The organism is Lysobacter alkalisoli, from assembly GCF_006547045.1.
GTDB lineage: Bacteria > Pseudomonadota > Gammaproteobacteria > Xanthomonadales > Xanthomonadaceae > Marilutibacter > Marilutibacter alkalisoli.
On the sequence record NZ_CP041242.1, the window covers coordinates 1,271,958 to 1,290,755 of the forward strand.

Genomic DNA, 18,798 nt, shown 5'->3' on the forward strand with positions numbered 1-18,798 from the left:
CGGGCCCCGACCTTCGAGGGATGAGGAAACACATACCTGCCTGCCGAGGCGTGACCGCGCGTGTTTGAGCGATCCCGAAAGGGCGAGAACGCCCTGTTGATCCAGCCGCACGCCGGCGGCCCGCCGGACGGGGACCTGTTGGAAGAATTCGCCGACCTGGCTCGCTCCGCCGGTGCCAGTGTCGCCGCTCTGCTGACCGCACGCATCGACCGTCCCAATCCCGCCATCCTGATCGGCAGCGGCAAGCTGGAGGAGGTCAAGGCTGCAGCCGAGGCCAGCGGCGCCGACCTGATCCTGGTCAACCATGCCCTGACCCCGGTACAGGAGCGCAATCTCGAGCGTGCCCTGCAGAGGCGCGTGGTCGACCGTACCGGTTTGATCCTCGACATCTTCGCCCTGCGTGCGCAGAGCCACGAGGGCAAGCTGCAGGTCGAGCTGGCCCAGTTGCGTCACCTCGCTACCCGGCTGGTGCGCGGCTGGACCCACCTTGAGCGACAGCGCGGTGGCTCGATCGGCCTGCGCGGTCCCGGCGAGACCCAGCTCGAAACCGACCGCCGGCTGCTGCAGAAGCGCGTCGACATGCTGCAGAAGCGCCTCGACAAGGTCGAAGTGCAGCGTACCCAGATGCGCCGCGCGCGCGTGCGCAGCGAACTGCCGCGCGTGGCCCTGGTCGGCTACACCAACGCCGGCAAGTCGACCCTGTTCAACGTGCTGACCGGCGCGGAGGCCTACGCCGCCGACCAGTTGTTCGCGACCCTCGACCCGACCGTGCGCCGGATCGAACTTTCGGGTGGGAGCGTGGTGCTGGCCGACACCGTCGGCTTCGTTCGCGACCTGCCGCACGAGCTTGTCGCGGCATTCCGATCGACCCTGTCGGAAGCGCGCGAGGCCGACCTGCTGCTGCATGTCGTCGATGCCGCCGACCCGGCCCGCCACGACCGGATCGCCCAGGTCGACGCGGTGCTGACCGAGATCGGCGCCGGCGACCTGCCGCAGGTGCTGGTGTTCAACAAGATCGATCGTCTGGCCGAGCCGGCCGATGAGGATGGTGGTGCGGCGCGCCCGTTCGAACCGCGGCTGGACCGCCCGGTCGAAGGCCGCCCGCGGGTCTGGTTGTCGGCGCGCGACGGGCACGGCCTCGGCCTGCTGAGGCAGGCGCTGTCCGAGGCGCTTGAACTGCGCCACGTCGCTGGCGAGATCCGGATCCCGCCGCAGGCCGCACGCCTGCGGGCACGTTTGCACGACCTCGGCGCGGTCCGCTCCGAGCATGCCGACGAACATGGCTGGCAACTTGAGGTCGACCTTGCCGCCAACGACGCCCGCCGCCTGTTCGCCCAGCCTCACGGCGAATGGCTTCGGCCGCTGGTGGAGGCCGAAGCGACGGATGAGCGGCCCGGGCCGGGATTCACCTGACGGGCGACGAACAATGGCGCCGGCCTGCTAGAATCGGCCGGCGTCGCATGGCAAGGAACCTGTGCTCCGGCCCTGACGGTTCCACCGCGACAATGACTTTCGAACTGGAGCAGGCATGGCCTGGAATACCCCTGGCAACAACAACTCCGGCGGCGGCAATTCCGGCGGGAGCCGGCCGCCACGGCGGCAACGACCCGGTGGCAATGGGCTCGACGTCATTGTCGACCAGCTCCGTGGCATCTTCGGCGGCAGTGGCGGTGGCGGCAACATCGGCCGCTGGCTGCTGATTGCGGCGGCGCTGTTCCTTGCCTTCAACAGCTTCGTGCTGATCGCCGAAACCCAGCGCGGGGTGGTGTTGCGCTTCGGCCAGTTTGCGCGCGTGATGCAGCCCGGCCCGCACCTCAAGTTGCCGTGGCCGTTTGAACGCGTGATCAAGGTCGATGCGACCCGCATCCGCACCATGAACGACAACGTGCCGGTGCTGACCAGCGACGAGAACATCGTCCATGTCGAGATCAACGTGCAATACCAGGTCGGCGGCGATCCACAGGTGTTCCTGTTCGGTACCCGCAACGCCGACGAGGTCCTGCGCCAGGCCGCGCTCAGCACCATGCGCGAGCAGGTCGGCCGCTCCACCCTCGACACCGTGCTCGGTGCCCGTGGCGCGCTGGCGGTGACCTCGCGCGAGCAGCTGCAGGCCTCGCTCGACACCTACCGCACCGGACTGGTCGTGACTGAACTCAACCTGCCCAACGCGCGTCCGCCGGAGCAGGTCAAGCCGGCGTTCGACGACGTCAACAGCGCCCAGCAGGAACGCGAGCGCCTGATCAGCGAGGCCCGCGCCTATGCCGCCAAGGTGGTGCCCGAGGCGCGAGGCGAGGCCGCCCGCGTGCGGACCGAGGCCGAGGGCTACAAGGAGGCCGTCATCGCCCGCGCCCAGGGTGATGCCGAACGCTTCTCGCTGCTGGTCGACGAGTACAAGAAGGCGCCCGAGGTCACCCGCAAGCGCCTGTGGCTGGAGACCGTGCAGAGAGTGATGGCCGAGAATCGCAAGATCGTCGGCGGCGACTCGCGCCAGCTGATCTACACGCAGATGGGCGAGGTCGGGCGCGGCACTTCCGCTACACCGCCGTTGCGCCCGGAGGTGCTGGCACCGTCCGTGGTCACCCCTGAACCGGCCAGTTCGTCCCGCAGCGGTCGCGCATCGCGCCCGGCGGGCCGTGAGGAGGCGCGCCGATGAGAGCTCCCATTTGGATCGCCGTGATTGTCGCGGCGCTGTTCACCCTGCTCGGTTCGGTCTTCGTGGTGAAGGAGGGTGAGACCGCCATCGTCCTCAACCTCGGCCGTGTCGCCCGTGCCGACATCGGTCCCGGCCTGCATTTCAAGGTGCCGCTGATCGAGAATGCGGTGGTGTTCGACCGCCGCCTGCAGGTGCTTGACACCTCTCCCGAGCGCTACCTGACCTCCGAACGCAAGGACGTGGCCGTCGACTTCTTCTCGATCGGCCTGATCAACGACGCTACCGCATTTTTCCGTGCCACCGGCGGCGACGAGAGCATCGCGGTCGCGCGCCTGGTGCCGATCGTCAAGGACTCGCTGCGCAACGAGATCAACGCCCGTACCCTGGTGCAGGTGGTGTCCGGCGACCGCGCCGAGCTCATCGAGGCGCAGTTGGACAAGATCAACGAGGGTGCGGCCACGCTGGGCATCCGCATCGTCGACCTGCGCATCAAGCAGATCGACCTGCCCACCGACAGCGAGGTCATCACCAACGTCTACGCGCGCATGAGCGCCCAGCGCCGCCAGGTCGCCAGTGCGCTGCGGGCGCAGGGCGAGGAGCAGGCCCGGGAAATCCGCGCCGAGGCCGATCGCGAGCAGACCGTGACCCTCGCCGATGCCGAGCGCGATGCCCAGCGCCTGCGCGGCCAGGGCGACGCCGAGGCCGCGCAGACCTACGCCGGGGCGGCCAACAAGGATCCGACGTTCTACGCCTTCCAGCGGAGTCTGGAGGCCTACCGCGTCGCGTTCGCTGACGGCCAGGCGCTGATGGTGCTCGACCAGGACGACGAGTTCCTGCGTTACCTCGAAAAAGACCGCTGACGTGGGCTCGGATCTGCTCGCGGCGGTCTGTCTGGTCGCCGTGCTGGAGGGCCTGTTCCTGTTCGCCGCCCCGCGCGGCTGGAAGCAGGCCGTCGAGCAGATGCTGTCCATGCCTGACCGCCAGTTGCGGGTGATCGGCGCCATCTGCATCGGCGCCGGCCTGCTGGCGCTGTGGTGGGTGCGGCAGGGCGGCTGAACACCAGGTCCGGTTCGGCGCGACAGGGCTGGTAGCGACGACCCGAAACCCGGATAATGCACAAAAGCCGGACGGGGCCTGTGCCCCGCCGGCTTTCTTGCTGTCTGCGGGCTTCCCCGCGACAGCCCGGCCGGCAGTCGGCCATTCAATACAACGGAGTCAGGAGTCTTCGAGATGGGTCAGTCAGTCGTCGTTCTCGGCGCCCAGTGGGGCGATGAAGGCAAGGGCAAGATCGTCGATCTGCTGACCGAGGAGATCGGTGCCGTCGTCCGCTTCCAGGGTGGACACAATGCCGGCCATACCCTGGTGATCGGTGGCAAGAAGACCGTCCTCCACCTGATTCCGTCGGGCATCCTGCGCGAAGGCGTGCAATGCCTGATCGGCAACGGCGTGGTGCTGAGCCCGGCGGCGTTGCGCAAGGAGATCGACGAGCTCGAGGCCACCGGCATCGACGTGCGTTCGCGGCTGAAGATCAGCCCCGCGACGCCGCTGATCATGCCGTACCACATCGCCCTCGACCAGGCGCGCGAGAAGGCCGCCGGCGGCAAGGCGATCGGCACCACCGGCCGCGGCATCGGTCCGGCTTACGAAGACAAGGTGGCCCGTCGCGGCATTCGCGTCGCCGACCTGCATTACCCCGACCAACTGGCCGAGAAACTGCGCAGCGCGCTCGATTACCACAACTTCGTGCTGACGAAGTACCTCGGCGTGGAGGCGGTCGATTTCCAGAAGACGCTGGATGAGGCGCTGGAGTTCGGCGAGTACGTGGAGCCGATGAAGACCGACGTCGCCGGGATCCTTCATGAGCTGCGCAAGCAGGGCAAGCGGGTGCTGTTCGAGGGCGCGCAGGGCTCGCTGCTCGACATCGACCACGGCACCTATCCATACGTCACCTCGTCCAACACCACCGTCGGCGGCGCGCTGGCCGGCGCCGGCGTCGGTGCCGATGCGATCGACTACGTGCTTGGCATCTGCAAGGCCTACGCGACCCGCGTCGGCGGTGGGCCGTTCCCGACCGAGTTGCACGACGAGATCGGCCAGGGCATCCGCGACCGCGGCCAGGAGTATGGCGCCACCACAGGGCGCCCGCGTCGCTGCGGCTGGATCGACATCGTCGCGCTCAAGCGCGCGGTCGCGATCAACGGCATCACCGGCCTGTGCATCACCAAGCTCGACGTGCTCGACGGCATGGAGACCTTGAAGATCTGCATCGCCTACGAGTACCGCGGCAAGCGCACCGAGTACGCCCCGCTCGACGCCGCCGGCTGGGACGAGTGCACCCCGGTGTACCTGGAGTTCCCGGGTTGGGACGAGAACACCCACGGCATCACCGAGTGGGACAAGCTGCCGCCCGCCGCCCGCGCCTACCTGCGCGCGCTGGAGGAATTGGCCGGCTGCCCGCTGGCGATCGTCTCCACCGGCCCCGACCGCGACCACACCATGGTCCTGCAGGATCCGTTCGCCTGAGTTCCGTCCGGCGGCCACTCCGCCGACGGGGCAGCGAGCCCTGGACCAGGCGCCGGGCCGCTTGCCCGGGCCGTGTCGGGACGTCCTTGCGCCTGCGCCACCGCCTTTGAAAAACGGCGGGGCTCCATGCCCCGCCGTGGGATACCGGTGATCACACGCGGCAGTTATCGGGTGGACGGGATGTTGACCTTGTCGATGCCATGGATCACGCCGTTGCTCGACGCGATATCGGCGAGGGTGATCTCCGCACCGTCGATGCTCAGCTTGTCACCGTGCACCTTGACCGGCGCTGCCTGGCCATTGACCGTGCGGGCCGATTCCCACTTGCCGATGTCGGCGACGCTCTTGCGTCCGTTGACGACGTGGTAGTTGAGCAACGAGGCGAGTTCGGCCTTGTTCTCCGGCTTCATCAGGCTGTCGAGCTTGCCTGATGGCAACTTGTCGAAGGCGGCATCGGTCGGCACGAACAACGTGTAAGGACCGGCGCCGTTGAGCGTGTCCTTCATGCCGGCCTGCTCGATGGCCTTGCCGAAGGTCTTGAACGACCCGTTGGCTGCTGCGGTGTCGAGGAGGTTCGTGGTGCTGGAGGGGGACGACTGGGATGAAGTGTTCATGGAAATGGTTACCTTGAGGTCTGATCCGCTGGCGTGCCGGATCAAGAGCGGCCGAAGCCGTGTCTCCCGGCAATGCCAGGAGGACGAGGCTCAATGCGGGTTGGGGAGGGGTGTTGCAGCGCCTGAGTGGCCGTTACGACATTGCGTCGTAGTGCCAGGTCACAGTGCGCGTCCAGGTGTTAGTCGAGTGTGATCTGCGGGTGCGTGCCCAATCGTCTTCAGCCGGCGTTGTGCATGCTGCCCTCGTCGCGGGACCGTCGGTCCGATCATCCCGGCTGATCGCGCGAATGCTGCTATGGTGATCTGGCCCACAAGGGCTGCGGCGCGTCCTGCGCCCCAGGGTCTTGTCCGCCACTGCAGGACGACCATATGAAGACCATCAAGGGCCATCGCATCATTCGTGAGAGCAGTCCTGTCCCTGCCCATGCCGGTTTGAACCCGGCGATCCTGAATCCGGCGATCCCGAGCTCGGCGATCGAACGCGCCGAGAACGAAGGCTGGCCGATCCCGCCCCCGTCCATCCGCCCGGATCGGCATTGCCCTGGCGTGCTTGCGGTCCCCAGACCAGCGGTCCGCAAGCATGCCGCATGGCTCTGGTTGCGTGGCTCGACCCCGGCTTCATGGCGTGCGTATCGCAGCAACATCACCCAATCGCGCGGCTAGATGCATCCAGTACCTCTCTAGCGCATCCGGTGTCTTCCCGGGAACTCAGAACCGCGAAGCCGGCAGCTTCACATCGGCGTTGGCCCAGGCCAGTCCGAAGTCGCCGTCGACGCGTTGCGCCTCGTCGTTGCGTCCCTCGGCTTCCAGGCTGCGGGCCAGGCCGTACAGCGACCAGCCGTTGCCGGGATTGCGTCGCAGCTCCTCGCGATAGACGGCCTCGGCTTCGCCGGCCCGGCCTGCATCGAGCAGGGCGGCACCGAGTGCGTGGCGGGTCGGGGCATGCCAGCCGGGCGGCTCGTCGTAGGGAATCGCATCCTCGATCACCACCGCTTCGCGCAGCGCGATGATCGCGGCATCGTGATCTTTCGCGGCAAGGGCGATTTCTGCGGCCAGCGAACGTTCGGCGATGCGCGCGGCATGGGCGAGCGGATAGCGCTCCCAGACCATCATCTGCTCCATCACCGGGTCGGCGGCCAACGGCTGCAGGCTCGCCAGGTGCGCACGCGCATCGTCGTCGCGGCCTTCGCGTGCGGCGGCCGTGCCCTGCGCGTAGTGCCAGATCGCGGTGACATAGGGCAGGTCGGGGCCGGGTTCTCGAATGCGCGGATCGCCTCCCAGCGGCCGAAGCGTACGTGGTCGAACAGCGGCGTCAGCCAGTAGTGCTGCATGCCCTCGAAGCCGGGTTCGCGCATCAACCCGGATTGGGTGATGCGTTCGGCGGTGGAATCCGCGGCCTCGCGGGCGATGGCGCTGGCACCTTCCATGCTCGCGGCGAACCACAGGAAGTGATGGTTGTGGGGCACGTAACCGAGCGGGTAGACGCCGCTGGCGTTGGTACCGCAGACGGCGAGATAGGCATCGTCGGCTTCGATCGCGCGCTGGTTGGCGATGACCGCGTCGTGCCAGCGGCCGACCCGGGCGTAGATGTGCGCGGGCATGTGCACAAGGTGGCCGGAGCCGGGCACCAGGTCGCGCAGGCGGTCGGCGGCGGCAGCGCCACGTTCGGGCGCGGCGGAGGCTTCGACTGCATGGATGTACAGGTGCAGCGCGCCGGGGTGATCGGGGTTGCGCTCGATCACCGATTCCAGCGTGTCGACGATTTCGCTGGTGTGACCGGTGGGACGGAGCTGCTCGTCGTAGTACGCCCATGGCTGCAGGTCCATCAGTGCCTCGGCGTGGATCGCGGCGGCGTCGAGATCGTCGGGGCGTGCGGCGGCCAATGCGCGCGTGGCTTCGGCCCAGGCCTCGTCGAGCGGGGTGCGGTCCTCGGGCGGATCGGCGGCGTAGCGCGCGCTCAATGCCTCGATGAAGGCCCGCGAGCGTTCATCGGCCTGTGGCGCCAGGGCGACGGCTTTCTGCAGTCGCTCCCAGGCCTTGGCGTTGTTGTCCGGATCCATGCCGGCGTTGACGTGCGGGCCGAGCACCCAGGCCGCGCCCCACCAGCACATCGCACAAGCCGGATCGAGCTCGGTGGCGCGAACGAAAGCGCGCTCGGCGGCGTCGTGGTTGAAGCCATAGGCCAGGTTCAGACCCTGGTCGAACCAGCGCTGGACCTCGGGATGGCTGCTTTCGACCGGGAAACTGTAGTTCCCGAGGCCGTCGAGCAGAGTGGTCATCAGTGCCGCTTCCGGCGGGGATACCGCGGCGCCCGCGGGCGCGGCCGTCCTGTCGCAGCCCGACAGCAGCAGGACCGGGATCAGCAAGGTGGACAGGGCAAGGACGGGGACGGGGTGGCGCGTCTTCACGATCGGTCCTCCGGATCTTCTGCGGGTGTACCCGCGGTAATACGCCATTTCAATGCGCGGCAGGTCACCGCCTGTCGAGGGTTTCCGGCGGCGATGAACGGATCCATCCGCCTTTCCGGTCCGTTGCGCGTGAACGGGCGACAATGCAGGTGCTCACCTGCCCGTGTCATGGACCAGCCTTGAGACCCGAACGCCTGCTGCCCCTGATCGTCGCGACTGCGCTTTTCATCGAGAACATGGACTCGACCGCGATCGCAACCTCGCTTCCGCAGATGGCGGCTGACCTGGGGGTGGAAGCGGTGTCGCTGAAGCTGGCGTTGACCACCTACATGCTGGCGCTGGCGGTGTTCATCCCGGTCAGCGGCTGGGTGGCGGACCGGTTCGGCGCGCGGCCGACGTTCATGGCCGCGATCGCGGTGTTCCTGCTCGGCTCGCTGGCCTGCGCGGTATCCGGGTCGCTCGGCGAGCTGGTCGCGGCGCGATTCCTGCAGGGCATGGGCGGGGCGATGATGGTGCCGGTCGGGCGTCTGGTGCTGTTGCGCAGCGTGCCCAAGCCCGAACTGGTGCGCGCGCTGAGCTGGCTGACCATTCCCGCCTTGTTGGGGCCGATGCTGGGGCCGGTGCTGGGCGGCTTCATCACCACCTACAGCCACTGGCGCTTCATCTTCCTGATCAACATCCCGATGGGCCTGCTCGGGATCTGGCTGGCGTGGCGGCACGTGCCGCTGTTGCGATCCAAGGTGGGGCCGCTGGACTGGCGCGGATTCATCCTGACCAGTTCCGGGCTGGCACTGGCGATCTTCGGATTCGCGACCATGGGCCGGCACCTGGTCAGCACGCCTGTCGCGGTGGGCTGCGTGTTGCTGGGCCTGGTGGCACTGGCCCTGTACGGACTGCATGCGCGGCGGCATCCGCATCCGTTGCTGCGGCTCGATCTGTTTCGACTGTCGACATTCCGAATCGGCGTGCTCGGCGGTTCGCTGTTCCGCATCGGCATCGGCGCCACGCCGTTCCTGCTGCCGTTGATGCTGCAGATGAGCTTCGGACTCAACCCGCTGCAGTCCGGGCTGCTGACCTTCACCTCGGCTGCGGGCGCGATGTTCATGAAGACGCTGGCGGCGCGGATCATCCATCGCTTCGGCTTCCGACCGGTGCTGGTGGCCAACGCGCTGCTGGCGTCGCTGTTCCTGTGCGGGTTCGGCCTGTTCCGCGCCGATACTCCATACCCGCTGATCGTCGGCGTGCTGCTGGCCAGCGGGTGTTTCCGCTCGTTGCAGTTCACCAGCCTCAACGCCATCGTCTATGCCGATGTCGACGATGCGCGCATGAGCCAGGCCAGCAGCCTGGCGGCGATGGCCCAGCAGGTATCGCTGGCGATGGGCATCACCATAGGAGGCTCCGCATTGAGCGTGGCGAGCGTGGCCAGCGGACAGCCGATGGACGCGGCGATCAACTTCGGTTTCGCGTTCCTGACCGTGGGCCTGATCTCGGCCAGCTCGGTGTTGATGATGCTGCGACTGTCGCCGGATGCCGGTGCCGAGATGTCGGGACGCGCTCGGCCGGGCGAGGAGGTCACCGAACCGAAGCCGACGGGCCGGCCGGGAACCTGAGCGGGGAACTGGGAACCTGCGAACGGTACAGGCGGAGCGGCTGTTCCTAGTATGCGGAAAGTTTCCGGTGCATCCGTTCGTAGTCGAGGCGATAGCTCCTCGCCAGTCGGGTTTTCTGCGTGGCGCTGAGTACCTTGCCGGAGACCTGGAAGAACTTCTTTTCTTCCTCGCGCAGGTGGTGGTGGACCTGATGGGACAACTCCCTGGCCTTGTCCAGCCAGGCCTCGCCGGCGCTGTCGAGCGCCTGCACATCCGCAACAAGCTCGTCGATCTCATGGTGCTCGTGCAGGGCGTGGCGACTGGAATCCAGTCCCATGTCGTCCATCAGCATGGGTACATAGAGGTAGCGTTCCTCCGCGGCCTCGTGCGCTTCAAGTTCGATACGCAACTCCCGGAAAAGGCTGATGCGTGCCTGGGTGCCTGGCTTCGAACGCAGAAGCTTGCGGAGCAGTGAGCGCTGGATCTCGTGGCTCTCTCGAAGTGCTTCGTAGAGTGTCTCGCTCATCGTCGGGTTCCATGCGAATCCATGGGCACCCTATCGAGGCGCGTGTAAACAGGGTGCATACTCGCATTGCCAATGCGTGGCGATGATATGCCGCGTTCCTGCGATACCGTGCTCTCCACCATTCGTGCACGTAACCCAACGTGAGTAGAACGGCTGCCAGGACGGCCGGCTACGCGACCATGTCGGGGCACACAAGCCATGGCGTGCGTCAATGCCGACCTTCGAATTCATCGGTCTCTTACGGCGCGGTAGCGATGATGTGTCCGGGATCAAGACGTGGAGCAGCGCCAATGGACAAGCAGCACGACGCCCCCCTTGACGCGGATGCGTCCGGCAACGCCATGTCGAACAGGACACGCATCATCAGGTTCATGTTCCGTTACCGGCGCCTTGGACTGTTCCACGGACTTGCACTGGATACGCACGCGGTCGGCAAGGACGTCGGGGAGGGACCTCCCGAGAAATTCGTCGAGGATCTCGAGGCACTCGGTCCGACTTTCATCAAGCTGGGGCAGATGCTGTCCACCAGGCCGGACATGGTGCCTCCGGCCTACGCCAGCGCACTGGAACGCATGCAGGAGGACGTGGCTCCGGTTCCGTTCCACCATATCCGCGAAACGGTCGAGTCCGAACTGGGCGTACGCATCGGCAAGGCCTTCAAGTCCTTCGAGGAAACACCGCTGGGTTGTGCATCGCTGGCCCAGGTCCATCGCGCCACCCTGCGGGACGGTACCAAGGTCGCGGTGAAGGTTCAGAAGCCCAGGATCGCCCAAAGGCTGCGCGCGGATCTCGACCTGCTGGCCAACCTCGCCCTGGCCGTCGACCGGTTCACTGATCTGGGTGGCAGCGTCAGGTTCGTCGAATGGTTGACCGAGTTCCGCAGGGCGGTGCTCGCCGAGCTGGACTATGTCGCGGAGGCGGAGAACCTCGAACGCTTCCGCGGGCACCTGCATCGCTACCGTGAGCTGACCGTTCCTCGCCCGGTATGGGATTACACGCGTTCAAGAATCCTGACGATGGAACTGGTCCAGGGCACCAACGTGGGGCATGTGTCCGGCATGCGTCGTACCGAGCAATCCATGGCGCCGCTGGCCAAGGCCCTGGTGCGTGCCTATCTCGACCAGGTGTTCGTGCACGGCGAGATCCATGCCGACCCCCACCCCGGAAACCTGCGCATCACCGCGGATGGACGGTTGGCGATCTTCGATCTGGGAATGGTCGCGAACGTGCCGCCGCGACAGCGGGACCGTCTCATGAAGCTGCTGTTCGCGGCAGTCGACGGTCGTGGCGAACAGGTGGCCGACGAGCTGATCGGCCTGAGCACGAGACTTCCGGAGTTCGACCAGTCGCGCTTCCTGCGCGAGGTCGCGCAGCTGGTCAGCCGATACGCTGCGCATGCCGGCTCGATGTCGGAGGGGCGCGTGGTACTCGACCTTGTTCGCATTTCCGCCTCGACCGGCCTGCGCACGCCGCCCGAGCTTGGCCTGCTGGGCAAGACCCTGCTCAATCTCGACGCTGTCTGTCAGTTGCTGTCGCCGGAACTGAATACCCAGGCCCTGGTCGAGGACCACCTGGAACACGTGATGAGGGCACGACTGCGAAAATCGTTCTCGTCGCCCAACATTGCCGCGGAGATGATGGAGATCCAGTCGTTGCTGCGCGAAGGGCCGCGCAGGCTGAGCGACATCCTGTCGCTCCTGGCGGACAACCGCCTGCAGGTGCGGATGACGGGGTTGGAAGAATCGCATCTGATGGAAAGCCTGCAGAAGATCGCCAATCGCATCTGCGCCGGCGTGGTCGTGGCTTCGCTGATCCTGGCCTCGTCGATGCTGATGGACGCGGACGGCGGCATCAGGCTGTGGGGATATCCGGCGATCGCCCTTGTGCTGTTCCTGGTGGCGGCAGCGCTGGGCCTGGGAATCATAGGAAGCGCATTGATCGGCGACCGCCGTGCACCGCGACGCGAAGAACGGCCGCCCCAATGAGGAATGCGACAGGGGAGTGGGGAAACATCACACTCACACGGAGAATTCCATGGCAACCAAGAAGACACCAAAGAAAAGCGAACGCACGGGGAAGGCTGTCCGATCTTCATCGCCGCCGAAGGCGGAGCCGCCTGATGCCAGCGCGAGCGCGCGCACGGCAAAGGCGGTGGCACGCCGTCACCGCAGCCTGCAGGAGAAGGCAGAGGTAGCCAACGAGAAGGCCTCCAGACAAGAATCGAAGTCGGACAAGGCTGTCCAGGCCGGCACCCGAAAGCAGCCGACACCACCCATGCCGGCCCAGAATCTCGACAAGCCGGGCATGGAGCGCGACCTGCGAGTGGCACCACGCTACGACGCGCCGGACTATCGAGGAAGCGGCAAGCTGGAAGGAATGAAGGCGATCGTGACCGGAGGCGATTCGGGCATCGGGCGTGCGGTGGCGGTGCTGTTCGCGCGCGAAGGTGCCGACGTGGCGGTGTTCTATCTGAGCGAGACCGCCGACGCCAAGGCAACCGCCAAGGCGGTAGAGGGCGAAGGACGTCGTTGCTATCTGCATGCCGGGGATGTCAAGGACAGCCGGTTCTGCAAACGGGCGGTCGATCGCGCGGTGAAGCAACTTGGCGGGCTCGATGTGCTGGTCAACAACGCCGCCTTCCAGCAACACGTCGACAGGATCGAAGATCTCTCCGACGCCCAGCTGGAGGAGACGCTGGGGACCAACATCGCGGGCTACTTCCATATGGCGCGGGCGGCGATTCCGCATCTCGGCAAGGGGGGCAGCATCATCAACAGCGGGTCGGAAACGGCCCTGTTCGGCAGCGGAGGCTTGCTCGACTACTCTGCGACCAAGGGTGCGATCCATGCCTTTACAAAGAGCCTGGCCGCGCAGCTGCTCGATCGTGGCATCCGGGTCAACGCTGTCGCTCCGGGGCCGGTCTGGACACCGCTCAATCCTGCCGACCGTACCGCGAAGGAGGTCGCCGCCTTTGGCAAAGACAGCGACATGGGGCGCCCCGCGCAGCCGGAGGAGGTGTCACCGGCATATGTTTTCCTGGCATCGCCGGTGATGTCGTCCTATGTCAGCGGCGTGATACTGCCGGTGATGGGCGGACCACGTGGATGATTGATACGTGCCGGCCGTCAGCACGGCCGACACGCTTGTTTTCGGCTTGCCGGCGCGGCATCAGTGGTGCGGAACGGCAACGCCCTTCACCAGGGTCTCGGAAGAACGGTTGTCGCCGCTGTGGGCGAAGTCGGCAAGCGACACGATGCCGACCAGATCCTTGTCCCGGCTGATCACCGGCAGGCGGCGGACCTGGAGTTCGGCCATGTTGCGGGCGACTTCATCGACGTCCTGGTCCTGGAAGCAATAGCGGATATCGGTGTTCATCACGTCGCGCACGCTGGCGTCCGCGCCGAGTCCGCGGGCTATGCCGCGCACGGTGATGTCGCGATCGGTCAGCATGCCGACGAGCTTTCCATTCTCGCCGACCGGGAGGCAGCCAACGTCCTTGCTCAGCATGATGTCGGCGGCTCGTTGCAGCTTCTCGTCCGGTGCGGTCAGTGCGACATTGGTGGTCATGATCTCGGCAATTTTCATGGTGTTCTCCTGGATTGGGGTGCTCGGATTCGGGGCAGACGACCGCCGGTCATTTCGGGTGCCAGTCGCCGTCATCGCCTTTCTCGTATTTCTCCTTGACTGCAGACCAGGCGACGCGGTGGGCGGTCTCCTCACGCGTGGCGTCGCCGCGTCGCTCGGAGGCGTCCTTGTACTGCTCCCATGCGCTGTTGTATGCCTCCTTGTAGATTTCCTGGGCATGCTTGGGGGTGTGGTCGCGAACCGAGTCGGGCAGCTCGCTGATCGATCTGTATGGCATGGAGTGATCTCCGCGAGACAAGTACGTCCTACCTTGTTCCTGCAGGCATTAATGCGGCGGCAAGCTCGTGAGAAGGAAAAGTTCCCGCTGGCCCGCGTTAAGCAAACCGCGCACGGCACTGTTCAGGCGGCGTTGTTCAGAAGGAAGAGGCATTTGTGAAAACCGGGTCGGCGTTTCATCCAAGTCCATCAGTGTGGACACGCCCAGCGGGCCCAATTCACGCGTTGCTATCGGGGTCGAACCCACACTCCGCCCATGGAGGAGAAACCCATGGCAGCGAAGAGGCCTTCCACGTCCACCGCCAAAGAACATCGCGGCGGTCAGCCGATGGACAAGTCTGGGCATTCCCGGCGCGAGTATCCGCACAGCTCAGGCGATCGCAATTCCCGCTCCGATGAGGATGACTGGCCGGACTGTCGTGGTGGTGTCCAACGGGAGGCTGACCCGGACGGGACGAGGGACGACACCAAGCCGAAGGGAGGGCGACGCTGATGGACCTGCCTCCGGTGGCCGCGGACTTCAAGGGCCTCGTCGAGCGCTGCGATGCGGTGGAGGCTCATCTGCCCCAGTTGCACGTCGAGTTTGCCGAGCCACGAAGGTTCGAAGCGGCGTTCGCGGCGATCGCTTCAGCGTTGCTAGCCAATGCGGCACGCATCGACGATACGCCCGAGGATGCCGTCGCCTACGTGCGCGGGCGGCTGGCCGCGATGCAAGCGAAGCCGGGAGGGCTCCCTGGCGCGACCTCGCCATGATCCTATCGTCTTGATCCTATCGCCATGATCCTCTCGAAGAAGAGACTGACCTGGACCGTGGTGCTCACCGCGGTGTTGACCGTGGCCGCTGTCGTCGTCTGGATGAACTTCGCCACGCCGGAGAAGGCGCTCGAACGCAAGATCGCCCACCACTACACGGTCTCGGATACGCAGTTCGCGAGGGAGATGTCGGTGCTGCTCGGACCGTCGATCCTGCCCGGCAACCACGTGGAGGCATTGAACAACGGAGTGGAGATCTTCCCGGCGATGCTCGAGGCGATCGCCTCGGCGAAGGAAACCATCACCTTCGAAACCTACGTCTACTGGTCGGGCGATGTCGGGACACATTTCGCCGATGCGTTGGCGGAGCGGGCCAAGGCCGGGGTCGAGGTACGGGTGATGATCGACTGGGTCGGCAGTGCCAGGATGGACGCCACCCTGCTCGAGCAGATGGAAACCGCAGGCGTGTGGATCGTGCGGTACCGTCCGCTGCGCTGGTACAACCTGGGCCGGCTCAACAACCGCACGCACCGCAAGCTGCTGGTGATCGACGGCCGGGTCGGCTTCACCGGGGGCGTGGGCATCGCCGATCCGTGGCAGGGCAATGCCGAAAGCGACGAGCACTGGCGGGATATGCATTTCCGGATTGAAGGGCCGGCGGTGGCGCAGATGCAGGCCGCGTTCAACGATAACTGGATCAAGACCACCGGCCTGGTCCTCAACGGCGAGGGCTACTTCCCGCCGCTTTCACCCGTGGGCAACATGTCGGCGCATGTGTTCATCGCATCGCCTGCCGGCGGCAGCGAGAGCATGCACCTCATGTACCTGATGTCGATTGCCGCCGCCGAGCACAGCATCGATCTGGCAGCCGCCTACTTCGTGCCCGACGAACTGGCCATCCAGGCGCTGCTGGCCGCCTGCGCGCGCGGCGTGAAGATCCGCCTGATCGTGCCCGGCAAACACGTCGACTCGGAAGTCGTGCGTGTCGCCTCCAGGGCGCACTGGGGAGAGCTGCTCATCGCGGGCGCGGAGGTTCATGAGTACCAGCCCGCCATGTTCCACATCAAGATGCTGATCGTGGACGGTGAAATGGTGTCGATCGGGTCGACCAATTTCGACCTGCGCTCGTTCCGGCTGAACGACGAGGCCAGTCTCAACGTCTACGATGCCGAGTTCGCCAGACGCATGACGCGGATCTTCGAAGCCGATCTGCGCGAATCCACGCCCTACACCTTCGAGGACTGGGCCAACCGGCCGTGGCGACAGAAGGCGATGGAAACGGTGGTGTTGCCACTGAGGTCGCAGCTCTAGGGCCGGCGGCGGCTTCGGCAATGCTATGGGTGTCCACCTTTGCTGCCATGGTCATCGTGATGCGGCAACTCCCAGCCGAAGGCATCCATCGACAGGGAGCCATGGGACACGAACAGGGCAGGGGCGCGGGACATGGCAGGCCTGGGCGCGGGAGGTCAGTCTGCCAGCAGGATGATGGCGAGCACGTGCAGGACAGCCCTTGTGGGTGCAACGCTGCGCCCAGCGGCGCCGGGGCCAGGTCTTCGCCTCCGGCGTGCCGACCAGGACCAGACAAGCCCGCTCCGCTTGACCGAAATCAAGGTGGCCGGGCGATCGAATCACTACCCTGCGTCCATGGTTACGTCGTCTGTCCTTTTCGATCCGGAGCTCCTGCGCCGCTACGACCGGCCGGGGCCGCGCTACACGTCCTATCCCACGGCGCCGCAGTTCCGGCCGGACTTCGGCGAGGCGCAGCTGCGCGAGGTGGCGGCCCTCACCAACGGCGATCCGATCCCGCGGCCGCTGTCGATCTACGCTCACATCCCCTTCTGCGCCAGTCCATGCTTCTACTGCGGCTGCAACCGGGTCATCACCCGCGACAAGGCACGCGGCGAGGCCTACCTAATCCGCCTGTACCGCGAGATCGGGATGATGTCGAAGCTGTTCGACCGCGACCGTGACGTCGTCCAATTGCACTTCGGCGGTGGCACGCCCAATTTCCTGAGTGCCGGGCAGATCGCCGAAGTGGTGGATGTCGTCCGCCGCCACTTCTCGTTTGCGCCGGAGCACAAGCGTGAATGCTCGATCGAGCTGGATCCCCGTTTCGTCGAACCCGATGACATCCGCGTGCTGGCAGAGGCCGGGTTCAACCGTGCCAGCCTGGGCGTGCAGGACTTCGATCCGCTGGTGCAGGAGGCGGTGAACCGCGTCCAGGGCGTGGAGCAGACGCTGGCGATCATCGATGCCTGCCGCGAGCATGGCCTGCGCTCGGTCAATGTCGACCTGATCTACGGCCTGCCGCGGCAGACGCTGGATGGCTTCGACCGGACCCTGGACATCACGCTGAAGGCGCGCCCCGATCGATTGGCGATCTACAGTTACGCGCATCTGCCGCAGCTGTTCAGGCCGCAGCAGCGGATCCGCGCCGAGGACCTGCCATCGCCGCAGGCCAAGCTGGCGTTGTTGCAGCGGGCGATCGAGCGTCTGGGTGAAGCCGGTTACGTGTACATCGGCATGGACCACTTCGCACTGCCCGGAGACGACCTCGCGCGGGCCCAGGCAAGCGGAGACCTGCATCGCAACTTCATGGGCTATACGACCTGCGCCGACAGCGACCTGATCGGCCTGGGAGTGAGCGCAATCAGCCACATCGGCGCCAGCTTCAGCCAGAATCCGCGCGACCTGCCCGGTTGGGAACGTGCCATCGACGAGGGCCGGCTCCCGGTCTGGCGTGGCATGCACCTGGACACCGACGACCTGGTCCGTGCCGATGTGATCCAGGAGCTCATGTGCCATGGCGAAATCGACATTCCAAGGCTGGAACGGCGGCATGTCGTGAATTTCCGCGAGTATTTCGCCGCTGCGCTGGAGCAACTGCGGCCTTTGCAGCAGGATGGGCTGGTGGAACTGTCCGAAAGCACCATCCGGGCCACCACGCGCGGCCGGCTCCTGCTGCGGGTGCTGGCGGCGTGCTTCGATCGATATCTCTCCCCACAGGCCGACGCGGTCCCGGTACAGTTCTCGCGAACCGTGTGAACCAGACCTGGTCCCCGCATGAATTCAGGTGTCGTTTTTCCCCGCCCCAATCCCAAGGTCCTCGCGGACGATGGCGATGAACTGAGGTTCTGCTCGACCTGCGCCTTCTCGCAGGCCTGCCTTGCCGAGGGCATGGACAAGAGCGCGTTGATGGACCTGCACGTGCTGGTCGAGCACGTCGGACCGCTGCATGCCGGCGACCACGTGTTCCGCGAAGGGGATCCGTTCGAGGCCATCGCCGCGGTGCGCGCGGGCACGGTCAAGACCTGTACGGTGGATCCGGAAGGGCGTGAACAGGTCCTGGGCTTCCACCTGCCGGGCGAGGTGATCGGCCTCAATGCGATCCACGGCGACCGCTATCCCTGCAATGCGGTGGCGCTGGACACCGTGATGCTGTGCCGTTTCTCGTTCCCGCGCATCGCGATGCTCGCCACCCGGTTGCCCAACCTGCAGCAGCAACTGTTCCGACTGATGAGCCGGGACATCGGCGTGGCGTCGTTGTTCGCCGGCAACCACTCCGCGGACGAACGCATGGCCGCGTTCCTGGTCAGCTTCTCCCGGCGCCTGGCGGAGCGCGGATTCTCGCCACGGCGGTTCCAGCTCACCATGTCGCGTACCGACATCGCCAACTACCTGCGCCAGGCGCCGGAGACCGTCAGCCGCGTGCTGCGCCGTTTCGAGCAGAGCAAGCTGGTCTCGATCAAGCAGCGTGACGTCGAGATCCTCGACATGCCGCGCCTGGAAGCGATGGCCCTGGCTGTGCTGCGGCACTGATCGCCGGATACATGTTCTCCGCTTGACCTGTGTCATGGAGGCATTGGCGCGA

19 protein-coding genes are annotated in these 18,798 nt (G+C 66.1%); 13 read left to right on the top strand and 6 right to left on the bottom strand.

Features of this window, described 5'->3' with window-relative positions:
* Positions 1 to 60: 60 nt before the first annotated feature.
* The 5 genes from hflX to FKV23_RS05585 all read left to right on the top strand — a co-directional run bounded on the left by hflX (position 61) and on the right by FKV23_RS05585 (position 5,176).
* Positions 61 to 1,413 carry a ribosome rescue GTPase HflX gene (hflX, locus tag FKV23_RS05565; protein WP_141622957.1) on the top strand — a complete coding sequence of 451 codons (1,353 nt, stop codon included), beginning with the start codon at positions 61 to 63 and terminating at the stop codon, positions 1,411 to 1,413.
* A gap of 115 nt (positions 1,414 to 1,528) precedes the next feature.
* Positions 1,529 to 2,653 (top strand): FtsH protease activity modulator HflK, encoded by a 1,125-nt coding sequence (gene hflK / locus FKV23_RS05570; protein ID WP_141622958.1) that lies wholly within the window; start codon positions 1,529 to 1,531, stop codon positions 2,651 to 2,653.
* A complete protein-coding gene (hflC, locus tag FKV23_RS05575) occupies positions 2,650 to 3,513 on the top strand; it encodes a protease modulator HflC (RefSeq protein ID WP_141622959.1) in 864 nt (287 codons plus the stop codon). Before hflK ends, hflC begins: the two co-directional genes overlap by 4 nt.
* Before the next feature lies 1 nt (position 3,514).
* Positions 3,515 to 3,709 carry a DUF2065 domain-containing protein gene (locus FKV23_RS05580; protein ID WP_141622960.1) on the top strand — a complete coding sequence of 65 codons (195 nt, stop codon included), beginning with the start codon at positions 3,515 to 3,517 and terminating at the stop codon, positions 3,707 to 3,709.
* A 174-nt stretch (positions 3,710 to 3,883) separates the two neighbouring features.
* Positions 3,884 to 5,176: an adenylosuccinate synthase gene (locus FKV23_RS05585; RefSeq protein ID WP_141622961.1), complete on the top strand. Its 1,293-nt coding sequence runs from the start codon at positions 3,884 to 3,886 to the stop codon at positions 5,174 to 5,176.
* A gap of 164 nt (positions 5,177 to 5,340) precedes the next feature.
* Here the strand turns inward: FKV23_RS05585 and FKV23_RS05590 are convergent, their stop codons facing one another.
* Positions 5,341 to 5,790 (bottom strand): fasciclin domain-containing protein, encoded by a 450-nt coding sequence (locus FKV23_RS05590; protein WP_141622962.1) that lies wholly within the window; start codon positions 5,788 to 5,790, stop codon positions 5,341 to 5,343.
* A 369-nt stretch (positions 5,791 to 6,159) separates the two neighbouring features.
* Here FKV23_RS05590 and FKV23_RS05595 point away from each other — a divergent pair, with 369 nt between their 5' ends.
* Positions 6,160 to 6,453 carry a hypothetical protein gene (locus FKV23_RS05595; protein WP_141622963.1) on the top strand — a complete coding sequence of 98 codons (294 nt, stop codon included), beginning with the start codon at positions 6,160 to 6,162 and terminating at the stop codon, positions 6,451 to 6,453.
* Between the two features lie 45 nt (positions 6,454 to 6,498).
* Here FKV23_RS05595 and FKV23_RS17135 read toward each other — a convergent pair whose 3' ends face one another.
* On the bottom strand, positions 6,499 to 6,930 hold the full coding sequence (locus FKV23_RS17135) for a tetratricopeptide repeat protein (protein ID WP_167284987.1): 432 nt from the start codon (positions 6,928 to 6,930) through the stop codon (positions 6,499 to 6,501).
* A complete protein-coding gene (locus FKV23_RS17140) occupies positions 6,912 to 8,198 on the bottom strand; it encodes a tetratricopeptide repeat protein (protein ID WP_167284990.1) in 1,287 nt (428 codons plus the stop codon). Before FKV23_RS17140 ends, FKV23_RS17135 begins: the two co-directional genes overlap by 19 nt.
* Before the next feature lie 179 nt (positions 8,199 to 8,377).
* Here FKV23_RS17140 and FKV23_RS05605 point away from each other — a divergent pair, with 179 nt between their 5' ends.
* Positions 8,378 to 9,808 (top strand): MFS transporter, encoded by a 1,431-nt coding sequence (locus FKV23_RS05605; RefSeq protein ID WP_141622964.1) that lies wholly within the window; start codon positions 8,378 to 8,380, stop codon positions 9,806 to 9,808.
* A gap of 46 nt (positions 9,809 to 9,854) precedes the next feature.
* Here FKV23_RS05605 and FKV23_RS05610 read toward each other — a convergent pair whose 3' ends face one another.
* Complete coding sequence (locus tag FKV23_RS05610; RefSeq protein ID WP_141622965.1) at positions 9,855 to 10,313, bottom strand: hemerythrin domain-containing protein; 459 nt, start codon at positions 10,311 to 10,313, stop codon at positions 9,855 to 9,857.
* Positions 10,314 to 10,603: 290 nt separating this feature from the next.
* Here FKV23_RS05610 and FKV23_RS05615 point away from each other — a divergent pair, with 290 nt between their 5' ends.
* Positions 10,604 to 12,298, top strand: a complete 1,695-nt coding sequence (locus FKV23_RS05615) for an ABC1 kinase family protein (protein WP_141622966.1) — start codon at positions 10,604 to 10,606, stop codon at positions 12,296 to 12,298.
* A 49-nt stretch (positions 12,299 to 12,347) separates the two neighbouring features.
* On the top strand, positions 12,348 to 13,421 hold the full coding sequence (locus FKV23_RS05620; RefSeq protein ID WP_141625071.1) for an SDR family oxidoreductase: 1,074 nt from the start codon (positions 12,348 to 12,350) through the stop codon (positions 13,419 to 13,421).
* Positions 13,422 to 13,481: 60 nt separating this feature from the next.
* Here the strand turns inward: FKV23_RS05620 and FKV23_RS05625 are convergent, their stop codons facing one another.
* A complete protein-coding gene (locus FKV23_RS05625; RefSeq protein WP_141622967.1) occupies positions 13,482 to 13,898 on the bottom strand; it encodes a CBS domain-containing protein in 417 nt (138 codons plus the stop codon).
* A gap of 49 nt (positions 13,899 to 13,947) precedes the next feature.
* Complete coding sequence (chaB, locus tag FKV23_RS05630; protein WP_141622968.1) at positions 13,948 to 14,175, bottom strand: putative cation transport regulator ChaB; 228 nt, start codon at positions 14,173 to 14,175, stop codon at positions 13,948 to 13,950.
* Between the two features lie 491 nt (positions 14,176 to 14,666).
* On the opposite strand from chaB, the gene FKV23_RS05635 reads away from it, so the two are divergent.
* From FKV23_RS05635 to FKV23_RS05650, 4 genes are all read left to right on the top strand, one after another.
* Positions 14,667 to 14,927: a hypothetical protein gene (locus FKV23_RS05635; RefSeq protein ID WP_141622969.1), complete on the top strand. Its 261-nt coding sequence runs from the start codon at positions 14,667 to 14,669 to the stop codon at positions 14,925 to 14,927.
* Between the two features lie 45 nt (positions 14,928 to 14,972).
* Positions 14,973 to 16,238: a phospholipase D-like domain-containing protein gene (locus FKV23_RS05640; protein ID WP_167285390.1), complete on the top strand. Its 1,266-nt coding sequence runs from the start codon at positions 14,973 to 14,975 to the stop codon at positions 16,236 to 16,238.
* Positions 16,239 to 16,571: 333 nt separating this feature from the next.
* Positions 16,572 to 17,972, top strand: a complete 1,401-nt coding sequence (gene hemN, locus FKV23_RS05645; RefSeq protein WP_141622971.1) for an oxygen-independent coproporphyrinogen III oxidase — start codon at positions 16,572 to 16,574, stop codon at positions 17,970 to 17,972.
* Between the two features lie 18 nt (positions 17,973 to 17,990).
* Positions 17,991 to 18,746, top strand: a complete 756-nt coding sequence (locus FKV23_RS05650; protein WP_141622972.1) for a helix-turn-helix domain-containing protein — start codon at positions 17,991 to 17,993, stop codon at positions 18,744 to 18,746.
* Positions 18,747 to 18,798 lie beyond the last annotated feature (52 nt).

Coding starts and splice junctions, on each gene's coding strand:
- hflK (WP_141622958.1), top strand. CDS start 1,529: ATGGCCTGGAATACCCCTGGCAACAACAACTCCGGCGGCGGCAATTCC.
- hflC (WP_141622959.1), top strand. CDS start 2,650: ATGAGAGCTCCCATTTGGATCGCCGTGATTGTCGCGGCGCTGTTCACC.
- FKV23_RS05585 (WP_141622961.1), top strand. CDS start 3,884: ATGGGTCAGTCAGTCGTCGTTCTCGGCGCCCAGTGGGGCGATGAAGGC.
- FKV23_RS05590 (WP_141622962.1), bottom strand. CDS start 5,790: ATGAACACTTCATCCCAGTCGTCCCCCTCCAGCACCACGAACCTCCTC.
- FKV23_RS05595 (WP_141622963.1), top strand. CDS start 6,160: ATGAAGACCATCAAGGGCCATCGCATCATTCGTGAGAGCAGTCCTGTC.
- FKV23_RS05610 (WP_141622965.1), bottom strand. CDS start 10,313: ATGAGCGAGACACTCTACGAAGCACTTCGAGAGAGCCACGAGATCCAG.
- FKV23_RS05615 (WP_141622966.1), top strand. CDS start 10,604: ATGGACAAGCAGCACGACGCCCCCCTTGACGCGGATGCGTCCGGCAAC.
- FKV23_RS05620 (WP_141625071.1), top strand. CDS start 12,348: ATGGCAACCAAGAAGACACCAAAGAAAAGCGAACGCACGGGGAAGGCT.
- FKV23_RS05625 (WP_141622967.1), bottom strand. CDS start 13,898: ATGAAAATTGCCGAGATCATGACCACCAATGTCGCACTGACCGCACCG.
- chaB (WP_141622968.1), bottom strand. CDS start 14,175: ATGCCATACAGATCGATCAGCGAGCTGCCCGACTCGGTTCGCGACCAC.
- FKV23_RS05635 (WP_141622969.1), top strand. CDS start 14,667: ATGGACCTGCCTCCGGTGGCCGCGGACTTCAAGGGCCTCGTCGAGCGC.
- hemN (WP_141622971.1), top strand. CDS start 16,572: ATGGTTACGTCGTCTGTCCTTTTCGATCCGGAGCTCCTGCGCCGCTAC.
- FKV23_RS05650 (WP_141622972.1), top strand. CDS start 17,991: ATGAATTCAGGTGTCGTTTTTCCCCGCCCCAATCCCAAGGTCCTCGCG.